Below are 20,172 nucleotides of genomic sequence, written 5' to 3'. Positions count from 1 at the left end.
GTCGCTGCCGCGTATGCGAGTGGATCGGTCGTGGATCAGGTGCTGCCGACTTCGCGGCAGGTGTGGTCGCAGCGGCATCTGCGGGCCGTGCCCATATCGGGTCCGGATGAGCAGGTGCACGCCATCCATCTCTGGGTCGGCCCCGGAGATCCCCCGCCCGCGCCCAGGGTTGCGCCGTTTCTGGTGGATGCGCGCACCCGCCGCATGGATGCGCTGATGCAGGGCCTCGGGCCGGATTTCGCGCCCCACCGCACCCGCTGGGTCGGCGCCGAAATCTTCGAGATGGTCGAACGATTCGACGGCGCACTGGATTTCGTCGCGAACCTGACGAGATCCGAGCCCGATTCCCGGTGGCTCGGGACGGCAACCGTGCGCTCGAAGGCGGGCCCGCGCTCCATACTGGTGGCCACCCGCAACGCGGACACGTCCGTCGACCGGCACCGCTGGCGCGGCCTGGCGGTAGACGTCACCGATAGCGTTGCACCGCAACGCAAATCCTTCGAGGCGACCGCCCTCGATATGCTGCGCCGCGCCCAACCCAACTTCTACCTCGCGATCGTGGACACCGCCCAGATCCGCTTGATCCGCTGGGTCACCGAACCCGTTCCGGCAATGCGCTGGGCCGGCACCGACGAACGCACCGTCCCGCATCCGGCGGACCGCGCCCGAATCATCGAAGCCCGCGACGCAATGCGCTCCGGCGCAGCACACCACCGACTCCGCGCCGTCCGCCTGGCCAGCGAAAACAACGATTGGATCATCGCCGACCTGGAAATCTCCGCCCTCCCCGGCGCCACCCCGAACCCCGCCTCCCCTGAATTCGTCCTGGTCCAACTCGAAATCGTCGAGAACCCCGACCTCACCTGATCACTCGCTGAACCCAGACCTGATCGACCCAACCTCCGACTTGCCGGTGCGATCACCGCGACCGCGATCGGCACCCAGCGGGCGCGGACCATCGTCGAGGGCATCGAGCCGGTCGCCGAACACACCCCGAGACCACCTCCGCCAAGAGATCGTGCGCTTGCAACGCTCTGGCTGGGCACAACCGCCTTCAGATCGGCGAGCCCGCGCCGGCCTCCGGTTTCGCCGACTCGGGTGGGGGTGCAGGCGTCTTCGTATTCGGCCCGGCACGCTCCGGCTCCGGCCGTGGCGCGGACACATTTGCGTTCGGCAACGGAGTTTCGGAGCGGGGTTCAGGCCGCACGATCGGCGCGGCAGGCCGTGGGGCCGAGTGCACCTGATGCTGGGGTGCGGTCGGCGGCGGCGCGGCTCGCACATGTAGTGGAGCGGGTTCCCGTTGAGGTGTGGTGGTCTCGATCGCGGGGGCGGCGAGTTCGGCTAGGCCGTGGGTGGGTGGGATTCGTGCGGTGAAACCCAGTGTGCGCCTGGCTCGTTCGGGGTCGGCGGCGAGGTGGCGGGCGTCGGCGAGGAGGTAGCGCCCGGTTACCACGGGGGCGGGGCCCCCGCGGGCTTTGGCCATGATCGAGGCGACTTCCCACATGGTGATGGGGTGGCCGGAGGCGATGTTCAGGGGAACGAAGCCGGGTGGGCGGCGGTCGACGGCGGCCACGGTGGCGGCCACGATATCGTCGACGTGCACCACATCCCTGACCTGCCCGCCGTCCTCGTCGACCAGTGGCGGGCGGCCCTGATCGAGTGCGGCGAGGAAGTCTCCGATGAAGCCGGAGCGCGTGCCTGCACCGTATCCGTTGTGGTAGCGCAATGCCGTGACGGCCGCGCCGGTGGTCAAACCCCAAGCGAGCGCGTAGTTTTCCTGTGCCAACTTGCTGGCCCCGTAGAAGCCACGCGGACGCAGCGGCGCGTCCTCGGTGACCGGCTCCCAGGTGAGCAACTCCCCGGTGCGTGGCGCCAAGTGGTCGAACATGCCGCGATCCAGATCAGCCCGCCGCCGCAGTCCGGGATAGAACGGCCCGCTGTTCATCCCGCGATAGCGCCCCTCGCCGTACACCACGATGGATGACGCGAGCACCAGATGACGCACCTTCGCCCGGCCCATCGCATCGAGCAGCACCGCCGTCCCGAGATCGTTATGCGCGGCGAACACCGCCGATTCAGGCCCGGAGGTGACGGCGGCGAGATGACAAACCGTATCGATACCGCGCAGCAACGGCTCGAGCACATCGGCATCGCGCACGTCCACCCGCGAAACCCCATCCGGCACTTCCACATCCGGCCCGAGTAGATCGACCCCGACCACCTCGTGCCCGGCCGCGGCCAATGCCTGCCGCAACCGCGCTCCGATGAACCCGGCTGCCCCGGTGACCAGCACTCTCATCGCATCCGCACCCTACGTTCGGTTCCGAACCCAACCTGACCAGCTGCCCGAACTCACGGTAGTTCGAACGGCAGCGACACTCCCGCATGGACACGGCAACGTTCGCAGGTATCGGTTCCGGTGACCGCCGAAACCGAGCGCCGGATCAGCTCCTTGAACGGCCCGAGGTTCTTCTTGAATTCGGCGAAGACGTCGACCGCGTGCACACCCTCGCCCTCCTCCAGCCCCGCATCCAGGTCGGTCACCAAAGCCACTGCTGCGTAGCACATTTCGAGTTCACGGGCGAGCACTGCCTCGGGATGCCCGGTCATATTCACCAGCTCCCAGCCCTGCGCGGCGAACCAGTGGCTCTCGGCCCGGGTGGAGAAGCGCGGGCCCTGTACCACGACCATGGTGCCCGAGGATTTCATCGGCAGCGCATCGGTCGCGGATTTCGTTGCTGCGGAGCGCAGTTCGTCGCAGTACGGGTCGGCGAAGGAGACGTGCACGCCACCGCCGTCGAAGTAGGTCTGCGGACGACCCGAGGTCCGGTCGACCAGTTGATCCGGCACCGCGACGGTGCCCGGCCCCCAGTCCGCGCGCAGGCTGCCGACCGCGCACGGCGCGAAGATCCGCCGCACCCCGATCGAACGCAACGCCCACATATTGGCCTGGTAGGGCAGCGTATGCGGCGCGAATTCGTGCTGTTTGCCGTGCCGGGGCAGGAAGGCCACCGGGCGACCCTCCACCTCGCCGACCGCGATCGGCGCGCTCGGCTTGCCGTAGGGCGTCTCGACCTCGACGGTGGTCGCCTCGTTATCGAAGAAATCGTAGAAGCCACTACCGCCGATCACGGCGAGCGCGGGCCGAACATCCAAACTCATGCACCGATTCTCTCGCTTGTCCCCGATTCCCGACCAGACGGGTCCACATCCGGCCAACTGGACCTTCGTTCATCATGACCTGAGTTGGTCGGGTGATGGAGGTGTCGGTGAGTTCGTCGCGTACGCGCGCCGGGGTGTGGTTGACGGTGGGCAGCGGACTTGCCTTCGCCAGCTCGGGTCCGCTGGCGAAGTCGGTGCTGGCGGTGGGCTGGTCACCGGGTGCGGTACTGGCGATCCGGCTGAGCGGTGCCGCCGCGATCATGCTGACGCTCGCGGCGCTCAGCGATCCGAGCGGATTGCGCGGCAGCCTGCGGCACCTGCGCACCGTCGGCGGGTTCGGCGTGATCGCGGTCGCCGGGGTGCAGGCCAGCTTCTTCCTTTCCCTGCCCTATCTGCAGGTCGGCGTGACCCTGATGATCCAATTCCTGGCCCCGATCGCGGTGATCGCCTGGAACTGGGCGGTGCGCGCACGGCGACCATCCGGGGCGACCCTCCTGGGTGCGGCAATCGCGCTCGCCGGCGCGGCGCTGGTCATCGATATCTTCGGCGCGGACGGGATCAGTCTGATCGGGCTCGGCTGGGCCGCGGTATCGATGCTGTGCAATGCGGTGTTCTTCCTCCTGTCGGAGCGCACCTCGGATTCGCTCAGCCCGGTCGTCCTGCTCGGCTCCGGTCTGTCCGTGGCGGCCGGGACCGCCTGGGCGCTGGGTCTGACCGGCCTGCTACCGGTGCTGTTCGGCGATGCCGACACCGCCCTCGCCGAGCACCACCTGCCGGTCTGGCTGTCGCTGACACTGCTGGTCACCATCAGCACGGTGGTGGCGTATGTCTGCGGGGTGGCGGGTGCGGCGCGCATCGGCTCCACGCTGATGTCGCTGATTCTGCTGAGCGAGGTGCTGTTCGCGGTGGTGTTGTCGTGGCTGTTGCTCGACGAATCGGTCGCGCCGGTGCAGATGATCGGCGGCGTGCTGGTGGTCGGCGGCATCGCGCTGGCCCGCAGCGGCGCCGAACACCGGACCCACAGACCCGTGGAGGCCGCGGCGCAGAGCGCGGCAACCTGACAACTCCCTCCCAGCACTGTACCCTAGGGGGGTATTAAACGAGGCCGGGCCCCCGGCGAGCAGCGAGGAGACAGTCGGTGACACCCACCCCGTCGCACAATGACACCGCGCCAGGTAGTGACTCGGCGGGTACCACCCACGACCATTCCGGCCACGGCTACATCACCGCCAAGGACGACTACCTCAAGCGTCTGCGCCGGATCGAGGGCCAGGCCCGCGGCCTGCAGCGCATGGTCGAGGAAGAAAAGTACTGCATCGATATCCTCACCCAGGTCTCCGCGATGACGAAGGCACTGCAGGCCGTTGCGATGGGCCTGCTGGAGGACCACATCAGCCACTGCGTGGTCGACGCCGCGGTCGCCGGTGGCCCCGAGGCCGACGCCAAGATCAAAGAGGCCACCGACGCCATCGCTCGCCTGGTACGTTCCTGAAGCTCAACCGTGTCGCCGTCGGTACACCGCCGCCGCACCGGGATGCAAAGGAACGGAATCGGTTCCGATGAGCGAGCGGGTATCCAGAAACTGGGTCCCGGCCGCCTCGGCAGGCACCAATCGGTCCGCGCGGGAAACCAGCAGATCGACAATCGCCCCGGCCGCGGCATCGGACATGGCCGGAGCGGCGAGCAGCAGATTCGCGACGCCGACCGTGCGGACCGAACGACCGCTGTCATAGGCGTCGGCGGGAATTTCGACCAAATCGTAGAGGTGTCCGAAGCGTTCCCGCATCGGCGCGGCCAACTCACCGAGTTCCACCAACCGTAACCGCTCCGGCACATCAAGTGCGTCGGTGGGTACGCCGCCGGCCCATAGCAGCGCGTCCAGCTCACCGGATTCCACACCCGCCACCGCATCTCGCAGCGGTCGATGCGAAATATCCACATCCGAAACGGGATTCACGCCCGCCGCCCACAGCAGTCGCTCCCCGGTCACCGCCGCGCCGGACCCCGCGGCCCCCAGGTTGACCCGGGTCCCCCGCAAATCGGTGACCTGCTGAATCGGCCCCTCCGACCGCACGGCCAACTGCAGATAGTTCTCGTACACCCGACCGAGCGCCACCAACGGGGCCCGCTCACTCTGCACCGAATCCGCCAGCGCCAGTGCGGCATCCACCTGCCCGTTCGCCAACATCCCCAGGTTTTCCTGCGAGCCGGTTGTCGTCACCGGTTCGATCCGCACCGTGCCCGCCTCCTGGGCAACCGCCGCGAGCAGTTCCGCGAATGCGTGATAGAAGCCGCCGACCTCACCCGAGGCCAGCCGCACCAACTCCGGGTCCGAGCCACACCCGACAGCACCGGAAGCGATACCGAAGACGGTGAGCGCCAGGAACTTTCGCCGCCGCATCACGACGACACCACCTGCGGCAGCCGGATCTGGATCGCGAGACCGTGCGGCTGCACGGGGAGCACGGACAAGGTGCCGCCGCGTGCTTGGGCCAGTGCCGTCGCAATCGGGAGCCCGAGGCCCGAGCCGCCGGACGACGCACCGGAGCCGCGGAAGAACCGGGTGGTCAGCTTGTCGATCTCGGCCGGTTCGACGCCGGGGCCATTGTCACGGACGGTCACCGTCACCCAGCCCGGCTCGGCGTCGACCACGATGACGGTCTGCGTGCCCGGCCCGGCATAGCTGCACGAATTGCTCAGCGGCACATCGAGAATCTGGGCGAGCACGTCGGCGGAGACCGCGGCTTCGGCCTCGGCAACCTGCGGTTCCGCCCGCAATTCCTGCCCGGCGCTCTCGTAGGCGGAGTACCAGGCATCGATCCGGTCTGCAGCGACTTGCACTGCGTCACAATGGATTTCAGTATTGTGTGGAGTGCGCGCGGCCTCGAAGGCGGCAGGGGTCTCGGCAACCGCCAAGCTGAGCAGGCCATCGAGCAGCGCGGTCAACCGTTCGACCTCCGCACCCGCGCTACGGAAGGTCGCCACCGCACTTTCCGGAATGGCGGCTTCCAAAGAGTCGAGACGAATCGTCAAGGCGGCGAGCGGGTTTCGCATGGCATGAGCGGTATCCGCAACGAGCTGACGTTGCGCATCCGCCGAATCGGCCACCGCCAATGCCATGGCATCGAATGACTCCGCGACCGCCCGCATTTCCGGCGGCCCACCGTGGTGGCGGGCGATCGAGACGTGCGCGGCGGCCTCGGCGCGCGGCTTCGGCAATGTCGCGGTCAATTCGGCGACCGCCTGCGACAGCGCCGCCAGCGGGCGCAGCACCCAGCGCGCCAGGCTCAGCGCCAGCATGGTGAACACCACCATTGCCAGCACCGCTCCGACCGCGATCACCGCCCACGCGCGGGCGATATCGCGCCGGGCGCGTGCGGTGGATGCCTCGATCACCACCGCGCCGTTGACCTGCACTCCGGTGCCGACCGGCCGGGCGATCAGCACCGTCGCCCCACTCCACGGGGTGAGCCGATACACCGGCTGCGGCCGCTGATTGCGGCGGGCGGCGGCAACCGCGGCCTCGACGGGCGCGGCGGCCGCGTCCACGCCCGCATTCACCGTCCGCGCGCCGCGGCCATCGACCACGAGCACGTTTTCCCCGTAGAGATCGTGGTAGCGCCCGGCCTCGTCGGCCAGTGCCCGGCTGTCCCCCTCGGCCACCGCGGCATCGGCGAGGCTGGCGAACCGGTCGGCATCGCCGGACCGATCGGCGACGAACTCCTGGGTGCGGCTGGTCGCGAAGGTCAGCGAGAGCGGTACCGCGAAGGCGAAGACAGCGATCGCCGCGAATACCGTCAGCGCGACGAGTAGTCGTCTGCGCATGCCGGGCTCCGCTCCTGTTAGGTCCGCCGGGCCGGCACGATCACTGGCCCCAGCGGTAACCGTAGCCGCGAATCGTCGTTATCAGCCCAGGTCGGTCCAATTTCGCGCGGAGTCCGGTCATGTGCACATCCAGTGAGCGGGATACCGCGACGAACGCGTCACCCCAGATCCGATCCATCAGCTGTTGGCGGCTGACCGCGGCACCGGGCCGCTCCACCAATGCCTCGACCAATTCGAATTCCTTCTGGGTCAATGCGATCGGCCGCCCGGCCACCTCGACCACCCGTGCCGCCAGATCGACCCGCACATCGCCGGTGACCACGTCGGCACGCTCCGGCTGCGATCCGGCAGCGGCGCGCCGGACCACGTTCTCCAGCCGGGCCATCAATTCCGCGATCCGCGGCGGCTTCACCAGATAGTCGTCGGCACCGCCGCGCAGTCCGCGCACGATCGAGCGTTCGTCGCTGCGCGCGGTCAAGATCAGCACCGGCACGGTACTCACCTCGCGCAGCTGGCGCAGCACCTGCAGACCGTCACCGTCGGGCAGTCCGAGATCCAGGATGACCGCGTCGTAACCGCGGTGCGCGATGAGCAGATCGGCGCCGCGGCGCTTGCGCTCGGCTTGATAACCGCGGGCGTTGAGCGCCTCTACCAGCGCGTCGCCTACGCCGTCATCGTCTTCGACCACCGCCAGCCGCACACGCCGATCCTCCCACAGCGATGGAACGGCGTGTGCGGTCGGGCGGTCAGGGTCGAGCCGGCGCGAAGTCACGATCCGGCTTGTTGGCCGACGTACCCCGCTTGGTGAGCGAGATATCGTCCGTGGCAGCGGCATCGGCGTCGATGGCGGATCCGCTCGAGGTCTCCCGCATGAACCAGTAGGTCAGCAGCGAGATTCCGATGCACCCGGCGACGTACCAGAAGTACAGCGATTCGTGGTTCGCCTGCTTCAGCGACAGCGCGATGGTTTCGGCTGTACCGCCGAAGATCGCGACGGTCAGCGCGTACGGCAGGCCGACGCCGAGCGCGCGGATCTTGGTCGGGAACAGCTCGGCCTTCACGATGGCGTTGATCGAGGTATAGCCGGTGATGATGACCAGCGCACCCATCATCAGCGCCCACGCGGCGATCGGATTCTTGGTGTGCGCGAGCACGGTCATGATCGGCACGGTGAGCAGGGTGCCCGCGACACCGAAGAAGATCAGCAGCTTGCGTCGTCCGACCCGGTCGGACAGTGCGCCGGCCAGTGGCTGCAGCATTACGAAGACCAGCAGCGCGATGAAGTTGATCCACGAGACCGTCGACTTGGAGATGCCGGAGGTATTGATCATGAATTTCTGCATGTACGTCGTGTAGGTGTAGAACGCGACGGTGCCGCCGAGCGTCAGCCCGATCACCAGCAGGCATTCCCGCGGGTACTGCAGCAGCATCCGCAGCGAACCGCGCGCGGGCTGGTTCGCACCGGAGCTGCTCGCCGCCGGAGCACGTTCGGCCTCGACCTCGGCCTCGAAGTGCTCCGACTCGTCCATGCTGCGTCGCAGCCACATCACGATCAGTGCCGCCGCAGCACCGATCACGAACGGAATGCGCCAGCCCCAGTTGTTCATCTGCGCGTTGTTCAGGAACTGCTGCAGAATGATCTGCACGCCGAGCGCCACCAACTGACCGGCGACCAGGGTGACGTACTGGAAGCTCGAATAGAATCCGCGCTTACCTGTCGAGGCCACCTCGGACAAATACGTTGCGCTGGTTGCGTATTCGCCACCTACCGAAAGACCCTGCAACAGGCGGGCCAGCAAAAGCAGTATCGGCGCGGCGATTCCGATCGTCTGGTATCCGGGCGTCAGCGCGATCAACAGCGAACCCGCCGCCATCACCGTCACCGACAGGGTCAGCGCCGAACGACGTCCGAACTTGTCGGCGTAGCGACCGAGCGCCCACCCACCGAGCGGCCGCATGAGGAACCCGACCGCGAAAACCGCTGCGGTGGAAAGCAATTGCGCGGTCGAATCGCCCTTCGGAAAGAACGACTTCGCGAAGTACACGCTGAACGCGGCGTAGACATACCAGTCGTACCACTCGACGAGATTTCCGATGGAACCACGCAATACATTCGCGACCACCCGGCGCTCGCCGACAGGCTGTGTCGTAGTCACAAGATCTCCTTCTTCGACGCGGCCCTGCGTCGGTCGGAGACCAGTGTGTGCGTAGTCACAGCGCCGATGGAAGCGGAGGACGCCCTTTCTAACGCTGTCTTAGGACGATTGCCGTCGGTTGTCCACTGGAACCTCCCGAACGAATCGGGGGGAACCGATGGGCATCCCGCGCTGAGCCGAGGAAGGGCGTCACCTGCTCGGTTCGAGCTGTTCGACCCGCTTCAGCAGTCCCTCAGGCGATCGGCCCGGCATCTCGGGCCGACCGCCGGCACAGGTCTATTTCGCGAGCAGCGGTGCGAGGGTGCGCAGGGTGGCTGCTTCGTCGGCGAGGACCTGGATCACCACATGATCGGCACCTGCGGCCCGATGCGCCGAGAGGCGATCGACGACGGAATCCGCGTCGCCGTGGGCTACCAGGGCGTCGATGAGGCGGTCGCTACCGGGTTTGGCGAGGTCCTCATCGGTGAAGCCGAGGCGGCGGAGATTGCTGACGTAGTTCTGCAGGTCGAGGTAGAACTCGACGCGCGGGCGGGCGGTGGTGCGGGCCCGGACCGGGTCGTCGTCGAGGACCACCTTGTGTTCGGTGGCCAGCAGCACACCCTCGCCGAGCAGCGCGCGGGCGCGGGCGGTGTGTTCGGGGGTGACGTTGTAGGGCAGCGCGCCCGCAGACCGTTCCGCCGCCAGCCTCAGCACGCGCGGGCCCAGCGCGGCGAGTGCGCGACGCTCCTTGGGTACACCCGCGGCATCCAATTCGTCGAAGTATTCGACAAGCGCGTCGTAGGGCTTGCGGTATTCGCCCTGGTGTTCGGGATGGCCCGCTCCCAAGCCGAGCAGGAACCGGCCCGGAAAGCGCGCTTCGATCCGGTGGAACGACTCGGCGACCTGCTTCGCGGGTGCCGTCCAGATATTCACGATGCTGGTGGCGACGGTGATCGACTCGGTTGCCTCCAGCAGCGACTCGATCACGGGCAATTCGGCGGGCGGGGACCCACCGAGCCACAGCGTGCCGTAGCCGAGTCCTTCCAAGTCCTGTGCGTCCTGCGGGGTGAACCCCCCGTAGTAGCGCCATACTCCGAACTGTCCGAGATCTCCGATAGCCATGCACCGAATGAACGAGGCCGCTGCCATCCCTATTCCGTCGGGGCCACACTCCGATCCGACACGGGGCGCGACGTTTCGAGCCAAACCATTAGCAGTCTCATGTCGAGAGTGCTAACTTGGATGGTGCACAGCTTCCGGCGCCTGTCGCCGTGGCAGGCGTTGCCGCTAGTGAAATGGAGGTGATCGCTGTGCTCCGGTTCGATCCATTCCATGACATCGACACCGTTGCCCGCCAACTGCTCGGCGAATCCATGGGGACATCTCGCGCGCCACGATTCATGCCGATGGATCTGTTCAAGGCGGGCGATCATTACGTACTCAACGCCGATCTGCCCGGTGTGGACCCCGGCTCGGTGGATGTGAGCGTCGACAACGGCACACTCACTCTCCGCGCGCAGCGCAGCCTGCCGAGTGACGAAGGCGTCCAATGGATTGCGTCCGAGCGCTTCGCCGGCACCTATATGCGCCAGCTCAGCCTCGGCGACAATGTCGATGCCGACAAGATCAGCGCAACCTATAACAACGGCGTGCTGTCGGTGACGATTCCGATCGCCGAACGGGCCAAGCCGCGCCGTATCGAAATCTCCGGTTCCAGCCAGCCGCGGACGATCGAGGCAGGCTCGTCCGGATAGTTCGGTAGGGTCATGCTCCCGCGCCGCACCGCGCCCGCCGAACGCGGTGCGGGAGCACCGCTTTCACGACGGCACATAGGTCGTTGTCGCCGCACACAGGTTGGACCTTCTGTGCGAAGTCAAGACGTTATGCGCCGACCTCAGCTGCCACAGCAGCCGTCGTCAGCAGTTGGGACCATACGCATTTCGCGGGTTTCGGCATTGCGCGCGGCGAGGTCGGCAGCGTCCGGATAGTCGACGGCGATGAGACTCAGACCGTGCGCGGGCGCCACGGTGACCGAACTGGAGCGCTCGGTTTCCTTCAGTAGCGCGGCGACCCAGTCGGGCGTGCGCCGCCCCTCCCCTACCGCCAGCACCGCGCCGACGAGGCTGCGCACCATGGACCAGCAGAAGGCATCGGCGCTGACATAGGCGGTGAGCAGATCACCGTCACGCTCCCAGTCGAAGCGCTGGAGTTCGCGGACGGTAGTCGCACCATCGCGGCGGCGGCAGAATGCGGCAAAATTGTGTAGGCCCAACAACTTTCGCGATACCTCGCGCATGGCTTCCAGATCGACGTCTCGACGACAGGCGACGATGCTGCGGGCCTGCAGCGGCTCGGCCCCATAGGGCGCGGTGGTCAACCGGTAGGCGTAGTGGCGGCGGATCGCCGAGAAGCGTGCGTCGAATTCGGGCGGCACGATGCGAATGTCCTTGATTCGCACGTCTTTCGGGAGGAACCGCGCCATGCGATGAATGAGCTTGGCCGCATCCGGCTCGGTGCCGGTATCGAAATGCGCGACCTGCCCCTCGGCATGCACACCGGCATCGGTGCGGCCCGCGACGGTCAATTGGATCGGCTCCCGGAACACCTTGCTCAGCGACTCTTCGAGCACACCCTGCACCGTGCGCAGACCCGGTTGCCGCGCCCAGCCGATGAAATCCGTACCGTCGTAACTGATATCGAGCCGCACCCGAACCAAGTCGGTACCGGACTCCGGCCGCGCACCGACTTCCGCGGCCTGCGCGACTCCAAGTGCCTCCACGTCCCTAGGTGCCTCGACGACTCCGGCGACCTCCACAGCTCCCGGGCCCTCCACAACCTCGCGAGCCTGCACAACTCCGGGGGCCTGCACAACCTCGCGGACCTGCACGACCCTAGACACCTCCACGACTGCGGGGGCCTGCACGACCCCCGGTGCCTCCGCGTCCTTAGGTGCCTCGACGACTCCGGCGACCTCCACGCCTCCCGGGGCCTCCACAACCTCGCGAGCCTGTACAACTCCGGGGGCCTGCACGACCCTGGATGCCTCCACGACTTCACGGACCTGCACGACCCTAGACACCTCCATGACTCGGGGTGCCTGCACGACTCCGGGCGAATCCACCGGTGCGGGCGTACCCGACGCCATCGAATCCACCGAATCCTCCTCGGTCACAGGCGATCTCCTAGTCGATACGAACTGCGGCAGTGCTCCGGGGGACCCACCCGCCAGGCGAACCCGATGCCAGCGTGGTGGTCTCGGATACGAACGAGCCCGCCGACCCACAGGGGGCGGCGGGCTCGTTCGAGAACTCCAACGCGAGCGTCAGGCGTCCTTCTTGTCCTCAGCGGCCTCGTCGGCAGCCGGGGCCTCGGCCTCGGCAGCCTCGGTGGTCTCGGCGACGGCCTCATCGGCCTGCTCCTCGACCACGGTCTCGGCGACGGGCGCCTCGGCCTTCTTGGACGCGGCAACGCGACGAGCGCGGTCGGCCTCGTTGGTCACGGTCTTCTCCCGGACCAGCTCGATGACCGCCATCGGCGCGTTGTCACCCTTGCGGGGCAGCGTCTTGGTGATGCGGGTGTAGCCACCCTCGCGGCCCTCGAACGACGGACCGATCGAGGCGAAGAGCTCGTGGACGACATCCTTGTTGCGGATGACCTTGAGCACCTCGCGACGGTCGGCCAGGGTGCCGGCCTTCGCCTTGGTGACCAGCTTCTCGGCGTAGGGGCGCAGCGCCTTGGCCTTGGCCTCGGTGGTCGTGATACGACCGTGCTCGAAGAGCGCCGTGGCCAGATTGGCGAAGATCGCCTTCTGGTGCGACGCCGACCCGCCGAAGCGGGCACCCTTCTTGGGCTTGGGCATTGTTTGTTCTCCTTGTGTGAGGCCGGGCCGGGGTGCCTACCCCAGCGGCCTAGAGCTGTTCGGTCTCGGCGTAGTCCTGCTCGCCGCCATCGGTGTCACTGAACGTGCCGCTGTCGCTCCACGTTCCGGTGCTCGCGTCGTAACCCACCACGGACGAAGGATCGAACGAGGCCGGGCTGTCCTTCAGCGAGAGGCCGAGCGCATGCAGCTTGACCTTGACCTCGTCGATGGACTTCTGGCCGAAGTTGCGGATGTCCAGCAGATCCGATTCGGTACGGGCGACGAGCTCGCCGACCGTGTGCACACCCTCGCGCTTGAGGCAGTTGTAGGACCGGACGGTGAGGTCCAGGTCCTCGATCGGCAGACCGAACGAGGCGATGTGATCCGCCTCGGCCGGCGAAGGGCCGATCTCGATACCTTCGGCTTCGACATTGAGCTCACGGGCCAGGCCGAACAGCTCGACCAGGGTCTTGCCCGCCGAAGCGAGCGCATCCCGGGCGGTGATGGAGTTCTTGGTCTCCACGTCCAGGATCAGACGGTCGAAGTCGGTGCGCTGCTCGACACGGGTGGCCTCCACCTTGTAGGTCACCTTGAGCACCGGCGAGTAGATCGAATCCACCGGGATCCGGCCGATTTCCGCGCCGGACGCCTTGTTCTGCACCGCCGGGACGTAACCGCGACCGCGCTCGACGACGAGCTCGATCTCCAGTTTGCCCTTGTCGTTCAGGGTGGCGATGTGCATATCCGGGTTGTGCACGACAACACCGGCAGGCGGCACGATGTCACCGGCGGTGACGGTACCCGGGCCCTGCTTGCGCACGTACATCGTGACCGGCTCGTCCTCCTCCGAGGACACGACCAGACCCTTGAGGTTCAGGATGATGTCGGTGACATCCTCCTTCACACCGGGAACGGTGGTGAACTCGTGCAGGACGCCGTCGATGCGGATGCTGGTGACCGCGGCCCCCGGAATCGAGGACAGCAGGGTACGCCGCAGCGAGTTGCCGAGGGTGTAACCGAAGCCCGGCTCGAGCGGTTCGATGGTGAACTTCGAGCGGTTCTCGGCGACGACCTCTTCGGTCAGCGTCGGACGCTGTGAAATCAGCATTAGGATCATCCTCCTGTACGGGCACCCACTATTTGATGCCCACGTCTTGGGGGTTGTGCGTGACCGCTCGTCGAGCTGGCCCTTTCGAGCGACCTGCAAGCAGTCACTAGCGACCACGCACCAGCAGAAAGCTGTTTACTTCGAGTAGTACTCGACGATCAGCTGTTCCTGCAGCGGCACATCGATCTGGGCGCGCTCGGGGAGCTGGTGCACCAGGATCCGCAGCCGGCCCGGGATCACCTGCAGCCAGCCCGGAACCGGGCGGTCGCCGACGGTCTCGCGCGCGACCTGGAACGGCAGCGTGCCGAGCGACTTCTCCTTGACATCGATGATGTCGTACTGGGTCACCTGGAAGCTGGGGACGTTCACGGCCCGGTTGTTCACCAGGAAGTGACCGTGGGAAACCAGCTGGCGAGCCTGCCGACGGGTGCGCGCCAGACCGGCGCGGTACACGACATTGTCGAGACGGGTCTCGAGCAGACGGAGCAGGTTGTCACCGGTCTTGCCCTTGAGGCGGTTGGCCTCTTCGTAGTACCGGCGGAACTGCTTCTCCATGACACCGTAGGAGAAGCGCGCCTTCTGCTTCTCCTGCAGCTGGAGCAGGTACTCGCTCTCCTTGATCCGCGCGCGGCCGTGCTGGCCGGGCGGGTACGGACGACGCTCGAACGCCTGGTCGCCTCCGACGAGGTCGACCCGCAGACGACGCGACTTGCGGGTGATGGGGCCTGTGTAACGAGCCATTTTTCGTTATTCCTTTCCCGCTAGACGCGACGCCGCTTGGGCGGACGGCAGCCGTTGTGCGGCTGCGGGGTGACATCGGAGATCGTGCCGACTTCCAGGCCTGCGGCCTGCAGCGAACGGATCGCGGTCTCGCGGCCCGAACCCGGGCCCTTGACGAACACGTCGACCTTCTTGACGCCGTTCTCCTGCGCCTTGCGGGCAGCGTTCTCGGCGGCGAGCTGCGCGGCGAACGGGGTCGACTTGCGCGAACCCTTGAAGCCGACGTGGCCCGAGGACGCCCACGAGATGACGTTGCCGGACGGGTCGGTGATCGACACGATCGTGTTGTTGAACGTGCTCTTGATGTGCGCGTGGCCGTGCGGGACGTTCTTCTTTTCCCGGCGACGCGACTTCTGGGTCTTCTTGGGGCCGGAGGCCCGACTCTTCGGAGGCATCCTTTATCCCCTACTTCTTCTTGCCTGCGACGGTGCGCTTCGGGCCCTTGCGGGTGCGCGCGTTGGTCTTGGTGCGCTGGCCACGCACGGGCAGGCCACGACGGTGGCGCAGACCCTGGTAGCAGCCGATCTCGATCTTGCGCCGAATGTCGGCCTGTACCTCGCGGCGCAGGTCACCCTCGACCTTGAGGGCCGAACCCTCGATGTAGTCACGCAGCTGCGTGACCTGCTCGTCGCTGAGGTCCTTCGAGCGCAGATCCGGGCTGACGCCCGTCGCCTCGAGGATCTCCTTGGAGCGGGTACGGCCGATGCCGTAGATGTAGGTCAGCGCGATCTCCATGCGCTTTTCGCGCGGAAGATCAACGCCCATGAGACGTGCCATGTGGCAGGTTCCTTAATCGTTGCGGAGGTCTGCTCCCTGTCCGTCCCCTCGTCTGGTGGGGCACCGGCCTCCGTACCGGTGGTTGGCTCGCACACCTCGGACCTTGCGATTCCGAGGAACCGCGCGGTCCGAATATCCGCAGTGTGCGGCTGGAGCTGGGAGTTCTTCACGGGGCGAGTGCTTGCAGCTCGCCCCCATTCAGTTCTGTTTGGCCAAGCCGATCGTGGATCGGTGCCCGGCTGGTGCTGCGAAAATCAGCCCTGACGCTGCTTGTGGCGCAGGTTCTCGCAGATCACCATGACCCGACCGTGACGGCGGATCACCTTGCACTTCTCGCAGATCTTCTTGACGCTCGGCTGAACCTTCACGTCCGTCCAATCTTGTTCGGTTCACACGGGTGTGAACACAGTTTTTCCCCAGCCGACGACTGGGGAAGTCTCTGTGGTGAGCCTTGCGGCTCGATGGTCACGCCTTGCCGACGCGATCACTTGTAGCGGTAAACGATGCGCCCGCGCGACAGGTCGTAGGGCGAAAGCTCGACGACCACACGGTCCTCGGGAAGGATGCGAATGTAGTGCTGCCGCATCTTTCCGCTGATGTGCGCGAGAACCTTGTGTCCGTTCTCGAGCTCGATCCGGAACATCGCATTGGGCAGCGGCTCGACAACTCGACCCTCGACCTCGATGGCCCCGTCTTTCTTCGCCATGTCCTCCGCGATCCCGGTTTACGCTCAAACCTGGTTTGATTGCCTTGTATCTGCTTCCATGTACCTATCGGTCGTCCCGAGCGGCGGCATGCAAACAGTCGGCGCGTAGGTGCACCGCCGACCAAGCTTACCGGTTTAATTGCGGGCAGGCCAATTCGCCCTGGTCACGGGTGGCGGGAGCAGCTATTGTTCCGCTTTTGGCGCGCGTGCGGCAGTACGCGGACCCGCAGTTGCCAGCGTAGTCGTGGTGGCCGGAGCCGCGATCGGAGTCGCGATCGTCGCGCAGCGGCCGCCGTCGGTGACGAGACCGGAAATCGGTGATGCTCTGATCGTCGTCGAATGCCCACCGGCTTTCCAGCAGGGCCGTCTTATCCGGCACGGTCCCCTCCTTCTTATCCGGCTTATCCGGCACGGTCCCCCTCCTCCTTATCTGGCACAGTCCCCTGATCCGCATGGGCCACGGCATCGACATCGCGGTTCGTCGCCATCCACCGCGGCCGAGCGAGAGCACGGCACTGCGTCGTGAAGCCGAGCCGGAGCATGGCCATGCGGAGTGAGCGCGGTTGTACGACACGGCATATCCCGGCTTGCCTATCGAGAGGCGCATGGGTCCAACAGATCCCGCGATAGGGGCGTTCGAAAACCCGGCCATTCGGCCCACTCCCCACCCGTGATGAGACAGAGTCGTCGCGTAAACTGACCACAGCCCAGGAATAAGGTCGAGCAGATCAAGGGGGACGCGTGAGGGAGCGCAGCGAGCGAACCATCAGCACAGCGCCGCCCTCGGGCACGGCGCAGCCGAGCGCCAGCGAGGCGGAGTCGTGAGCCGTAATAACGACGGCCTCCCCATGCTGCCCCCGTGGCTTTCCGAGAGCGATGTCACCGGCGGCTACGAAGCACCCGTAGAGAACCTGCCACACGACGACCTCATCGATGAAGCGCCTTCGCGGCGTGGGCGTTCCAGGCGCGCGCCGGAGTCCGAGCGACCCGAAGCCGCGCGCCGGGACAAGCGCCGATTCGGCCGACGCAAAGGTAAGGACGAGCAGCCCGAGGAGCAGGGCCAGCGCCCGGGTTCGGCGGGGCGCCAATTGTCCGGTCCCGGTTTCGAACTGCACAGCGGACCGAGTGGTTTCCAGGGGCCGAACGCCTTTCGTGGACCCGACCCCCAGCGCGGCCCCGAGCCAGGGGACCCGCACCGACAGGGTCCACCACAACACGACTCCGGTCCACATGCGGGCCTGGATGGGCCAGGTCAGGGTTCGCCGCGCTCGGAAGACGGTTGGCAAGGCAGCAATCCGCTGCCGACCCGCAACCCCGGCCAGCTCTCCGCCGGTTTCGACCCGCTCGGCAGCAGACCGCCGACGCCACCGTCACAACCGCTGGTGCACCCTTCCGGCCCTCAGCAGCCCGCTGCCGATTACCAGCAGCCGGGTGCGGGCCAACCGATTGCCACAGAGCCGCCCGCGTCCGTCGAGGAAACGGTGCGCTACCAGTCGTCGCGCCCCGATCTATCGCCCCCACCGAACCAGGCTGCCGCACAACCGTATTCGCCTGCCGCACCGCCGCAGCCGCCGACGAGCGAGCGGCCGGGGACCGGCGACTTCGACGCCCCACCTGCATGGCTCGATACGCCCCGCACCGAGCAGAGCCAACCGGCGGTCGGCACGGGCCCGCATACCCCCGCAGCCTCGGCACCAGCTCATCCCGGGCCGACTTCGGTGCCCGGAAACCGCTCGGAAAATGGCCAACTCACGCCGCCCCCACAGGTCGGCGCACCGCCCGCATCGACCTCGGGCGGCACCGACGCACCGTCCGCACGGCTCGACGAACCGCACGCGCACGGAATCGACGGCCCGCCTTCGCGACTCGAAGAACCGCACCCACAAGGCTCTCAGGGCGTCGACGGACCGCCCACCCGACACGATGAACCGCGGCCGCACGACCCGCGCGGAGTCGACAGTCCGCCTTCGCGACTCGACGAGTCACGGCCGGGCTCGCGTACGGACAGCTCGGGCCCGGCACTCGATGAGTCGCGGCGGCCCGGCTCGCACGGGGGCGATGGCTCGGCGCAGCAGTTGGACGAGGCGGGTCCGGCGGACTCACAAGGTGACGATGGTCCGCCGCCTTGGCTTGCGCCACAGCCGCCGTCGGAGGATCAGACCGCTGATGAGCAAGGTGCGCGGAGCGGGCAGCGGCCTGAGTTGCCGCCGCCACCAGGGGAATTCGACGCGCAGTCGGCGGCGGCCTCCGGTATACCCGCGGACGCTGGTGTGGCACGTGGTTCCGGCTCGGCAGCTGGGGCGGCGACGGATGAAGCGGGTGCGGTAAGCCGTACGGATCAGGATGATTCGGCGCCAGCGCTCGCTGCAGAGCAGACCGCGAACGACGCAGCGGGTTCCGCCGCGGGCGATCGCGCGCAATCCTCCGGTGCGACACCGATATTCGATTCCGCGACGGTCGATCCGACCAGGCGGCCGGGTGGCTCCCCGCGGGTGCCCAGCACCGCATCCTCGGAGTACGGCCCCGCACCGCGCGGCGCCCAGGATTCGGCCGCGGGCACCGGCCACCCCGCAGGCGGATCGCCCTCGGGCACAACATCGTCCGCGAGCGGCGGTGCACCGCACGACTACAGCCAGTACGGCCAGGCGACGCAAACCGCCAACGACGATCCGGCCTTCGTACGGGCAGCCGGCTCGGGAGCAGCACCTCAGACACCGGGCCAGTTCCATCGCCCGGCATCCGCACCACAAGCACCCGGCGGCGAGTTCCACCAGCCGCCCTTCGCGCCGCAGGGAGCTGATTCCCAAGGGCCTACAGGGTCCAGGGATTCGGAATCCGTTCGGCCGCAACGCGATAGCGGGTCGGCCGTGCCCGGATGGGTCAGCGGCACCGATCCGGCGGGTTCGGAGTTCCCGGGACCGGGGGCGGCACCGCAGGCACCGAGCGAGGAGCTCGGAGGTCCGGGCTCGGCACCGCAGGGAACCGCGGCCGAATCCCGGCGGCCGACCGGGACGGCAGGACAGTCTGGATCCGGTGCGGCGCAACGAGGACGTGAGTTGGCCACGCCTGGTTGGGCTGCGCACCCCGTCCCCGGCACGACGGGCGCACCGACGCCCGTCGTTGGACGGCACCGGTTGCCATCGGAAATCGACGCAGCCGCCGAGGCCGGCGATGCGGCCGCAGGGACGACCGACAGTGCCGACGATCAGCAGGTTCCGACGGGCGAGCAGTTCGCGCCGCATGGGCCGGACGACCATGGAAGCGCGGCCGGAGCGGAGCAGTCCGCAGTAGCCGAAGGGCAGAGCGGCGACCGCAATGCCCCCGGGCACGCGCAGCCCACATCGGGATCGCAAGCGCCTGGCGCCGACCAGCCGAATAGTCAGTGGCACAACGGAACTGGATACGCCCAGCCGCCCACCGGGCAGGCGCCTGTCGGCGATCAGGCTGGCCCACCATGGCAGAACGGACCTGGGCCCACAGGACAAGCACCCATCGGCGACCCGGCCGCACCGTGGCAGAGCGGACCCGGATACGCGCAACCATCCACCGGGCAAGCACCCGGCGGCGACCAGGCACCGTGGCAGAGCGGACCCAGCCCCATGGGGCAAGCACCCGGCGGCGACCAGGCACCGTGGCAGAGCGGACCCAGCCCGATGGGGCAAGCACCTGGCGGCGATCGCGCACCGTGGCAAGGCGAACACGGACCAGCGGGTCAAGGGTCTGGCGATCAGTGGCAGGGCGGCCCGGTCCCCACAGGGCAGGTGCCCGGCAGCGACCAGTCGCCGGCGCAGAGCGGACCCACGCCGGCGGGCCAAGCACC

Annotated in this window: 19 protein-coding genes and 2 pseudogenes; 5 read left to right on the top strand and 16 right to left on the bottom strand. The window is 67.4% G+C overall.

Features of this window, described 5'->3' with window-relative positions; translation table 11 throughout:
* Positions 1 to 867, top strand: an 867-nt coding sequence (locus tag ON44_RS05290) for a GAF domain-containing protein (RefSeq protein WP_040686675.1), incomplete at its 5' end; no start/stop codon positions are given.
* 463 nt (positions 868 to 1,330) lie between these two features.
* Here the strand turns inward: ON44_RS05290 and ON44_RS05285 are convergent.
* A pseudogene (locus ON44_RS05285) lies at positions 1,331 to 2,299 on the bottom strand (NAD-dependent epimerase/dehydratase family protein); the annotation flags it as partial.
* 53 nt (positions 2,300 to 2,352) lie between these two features.
* The gene (locus ON44_RS05280) at positions 2,353 to 3,162 is read right to left on the bottom strand and encodes an S-methyl-5'-thioadenosine phosphorylase (RefSeq protein WP_040686668.1); all 810 of its coding nucleotides are present in this window, start codon (positions 3,160 to 3,162) and stop codon (positions 2,353 to 2,355) included.
* A gap of 107 nt (positions 3,163 to 3,269) precedes the next feature.
* Here ON44_RS05280 and ON44_RS05275 point away from each other — a divergent pair, with 107 nt between their 5' ends.
* Entirely contained in the window at positions 3,270 to 4,223 is a 954-nt protein-coding gene (locus tag ON44_RS05275; RefSeq protein ID WP_169338039.1) for an EamA family transporter, read from the top strand.
* Between the two features lie 77 nt (positions 4,224 to 4,300).
* On the top strand, positions 4,301 to 4,654 hold the full coding sequence (locus ON44_RS05270; protein ID WP_040686667.1) for a metal-sensitive transcriptional regulator: 354 nt from the start codon (positions 4,301 to 4,303) through the stop codon (positions 4,652 to 4,654).
* A 3-nt stretch (positions 4,655 to 4,657) separates the two neighbouring features.
* Here the strand turns inward: ON44_RS05270 and ON44_RS05265 are convergent, their stop codons facing one another.
* The 5 genes from ON44_RS05265 to ON44_RS05245 all read right to left on the bottom strand — a co-directional run bounded on the left by ON44_RS05265 (position 4,658) and on the right by ON44_RS05245 (position 10,244).
* On the bottom strand, positions 4,658 to 5,563 hold the full coding sequence (locus ON44_RS05265) for a TAXI family TRAP transporter solute-binding subunit (protein ID WP_040686666.1): 906 nt from the start codon (positions 5,561 to 5,563) through the stop codon (positions 4,658 to 4,660).
* Positions 5,563 to 6,987: a sensor histidine kinase gene (locus ON44_RS05260; protein ID WP_040686665.1), complete on the bottom strand. Its 1,425-nt coding sequence runs from the start codon at positions 6,985 to 6,987 to the stop codon at positions 5,563 to 5,565. The genes ON44_RS05265 and ON44_RS05260 overlap by 1 nt, the downstream gene beginning before the upstream one ends.
* A 40-nt stretch (positions 6,988 to 7,027) precedes the next feature.
* A complete protein-coding gene (locus ON44_RS05255) occupies positions 7,028 to 7,687 on the bottom strand; it encodes a response regulator transcription factor (protein ID WP_040686672.1) in 660 nt (219 codons plus the stop codon).
* 46 nt (positions 7,688 to 7,733) lie between these two features.
* Positions 7,734 to 9,143, bottom strand: a complete 1,410-nt coding sequence (locus ON44_RS05250) for an MFS transporter (protein ID WP_040686664.1) — start codon at positions 9,141 to 9,143, stop codon at positions 7,734 to 7,736.
* Between the two features lie 276 nt (positions 9,144 to 9,419).
* Positions 9,420 to 10,244 carry an LLM class F420-dependent oxidoreductase gene (locus tag ON44_RS05245; RefSeq protein WP_040686671.1) on the bottom strand — a complete coding sequence of 275 codons (825 nt, stop codon included), beginning with the start codon at positions 10,242 to 10,244 and terminating at the stop codon, positions 9,420 to 9,422.
* A 188-nt stretch (positions 10,245 to 10,432) separates the two neighbouring features.
* Between ON44_RS05245 and ON44_RS05240 the strand changes: the two genes are divergently transcribed.
* Positions 10,433 to 10,876: an Hsp20/alpha crystallin family protein gene (locus ON44_RS05240; RefSeq protein ID WP_040686670.1), complete on the top strand. Its 444-nt coding sequence runs from the start codon at positions 10,433 to 10,435 to the stop codon at positions 10,874 to 10,876.
* Between the two features lie 140 nt (positions 10,877 to 11,016).
* On the opposite strand, the gene truA is transcribed toward ON44_RS05240, so the two are convergent.
* The 9 genes from truA to ON44_RS05195 form a co-directional block, all read right to left on the bottom strand.
* Complete coding sequence (gene truA, locus ON44_RS05235) at positions 11,017 to 11,838, bottom strand: tRNA pseudouridine(38-40) synthase TruA (RefSeq protein ID WP_051181565.1); 822 nt, start codon at positions 11,836 to 11,838, stop codon at positions 11,017 to 11,019.
* Between the two features lie 606 nt (positions 11,839 to 12,444).
* Complete coding sequence (gene rplQ / locus ON44_RS05230) at positions 12,445 to 12,981, bottom strand: 50S ribosomal protein L17 (protein WP_040686663.1); 537 nt, start codon at positions 12,979 to 12,981, stop codon at positions 12,445 to 12,447.
* 49 nt (positions 12,982 to 13,030) lie between these two features.
* Complete coding sequence (locus ON44_RS05225; RefSeq protein ID WP_040686662.1) at positions 13,031 to 14,089, bottom strand: DNA-directed RNA polymerase subunit alpha; 1,059 nt, start codon at positions 14,087 to 14,089, stop codon at positions 13,031 to 13,033.
* Positions 14,090 to 14,224: 135 nt separating this feature from the next.
* A complete protein-coding gene (rpsD, locus tag ON44_RS05220) occupies positions 14,225 to 14,830 on the bottom strand; it encodes a 30S ribosomal protein S4 (protein ID WP_040686661.1) in 606 nt (201 codons plus the stop codon).
* 20 nt (positions 14,831 to 14,850) lie between these two features.
* Positions 14,851 to 15,264 (bottom strand): 30S ribosomal protein S11, encoded by a 414-nt coding sequence (gene rpsK / locus ON44_RS05215; protein ID WP_014349147.1) that lies wholly within the window; start codon positions 15,262 to 15,264, stop codon positions 14,851 to 14,853.
* 10 nt (positions 15,265 to 15,274) lie between these two features.
* Complete coding sequence (gene rpsM, locus ON44_RS05210) at positions 15,275 to 15,646, bottom strand: 30S ribosomal protein S13 (RefSeq protein WP_040686660.1); 372 nt, start codon at positions 15,644 to 15,646, stop codon at positions 15,275 to 15,277.
* A 254-nt stretch (positions 15,647 to 15,900) separates the two neighbouring features.
* A complete protein-coding gene (gene rpmJ, locus ON44_RS05205) occupies positions 15,901 to 16,014 on the bottom strand; it encodes a 50S ribosomal protein L36 (RefSeq protein ID WP_040686659.1) in 114 nt (37 codons plus the stop codon).
* A 116-nt stretch (positions 16,015 to 16,130) separates the two neighbouring features.
* The gene (gene infA, locus ON44_RS05200) at positions 16,131 to 16,352 is read right to left on the bottom strand and encodes a translation initiation factor IF-1 (protein ID WP_003418601.1); all 222 of its coding nucleotides are present in this window, start codon (positions 16,350 to 16,352) and stop codon (positions 16,131 to 16,133) included.
* A gap of 127 nt (positions 16,353 to 16,479) precedes the next feature.
* Positions 16,480 to 16,764, bottom strand: a complete 285-nt coding sequence (locus ON44_RS05195) for a hypothetical protein (RefSeq protein ID WP_157187058.1) — start codon at positions 16,762 to 16,764, stop codon at positions 16,480 to 16,482.
* A 409-nt stretch (positions 16,765 to 17,173) separates the two neighbouring features.
* Between ON44_RS05195 and ON44_RS49960 the strand changes: the two are divergent.
* Positions 17,174 to 20,172 (top strand): annotated as a pseudogene (locus ON44_RS49960) (hypothetical protein); the annotation flags it as partial.

The sequence above is a fragment of the Nocardia vinacea NBRC 16497 genome (assembly GCF_000308835.1).
GTDB lineage: Bacteria > Actinomycetota > Actinomycetes > Mycobacteriales > Mycobacteriaceae > Nocardia > Nocardia vinacea.
Note: the sequence above shows the minus strand (reverse complement) of the source record. Positions and strands in the feature narration are given on the sequence as shown.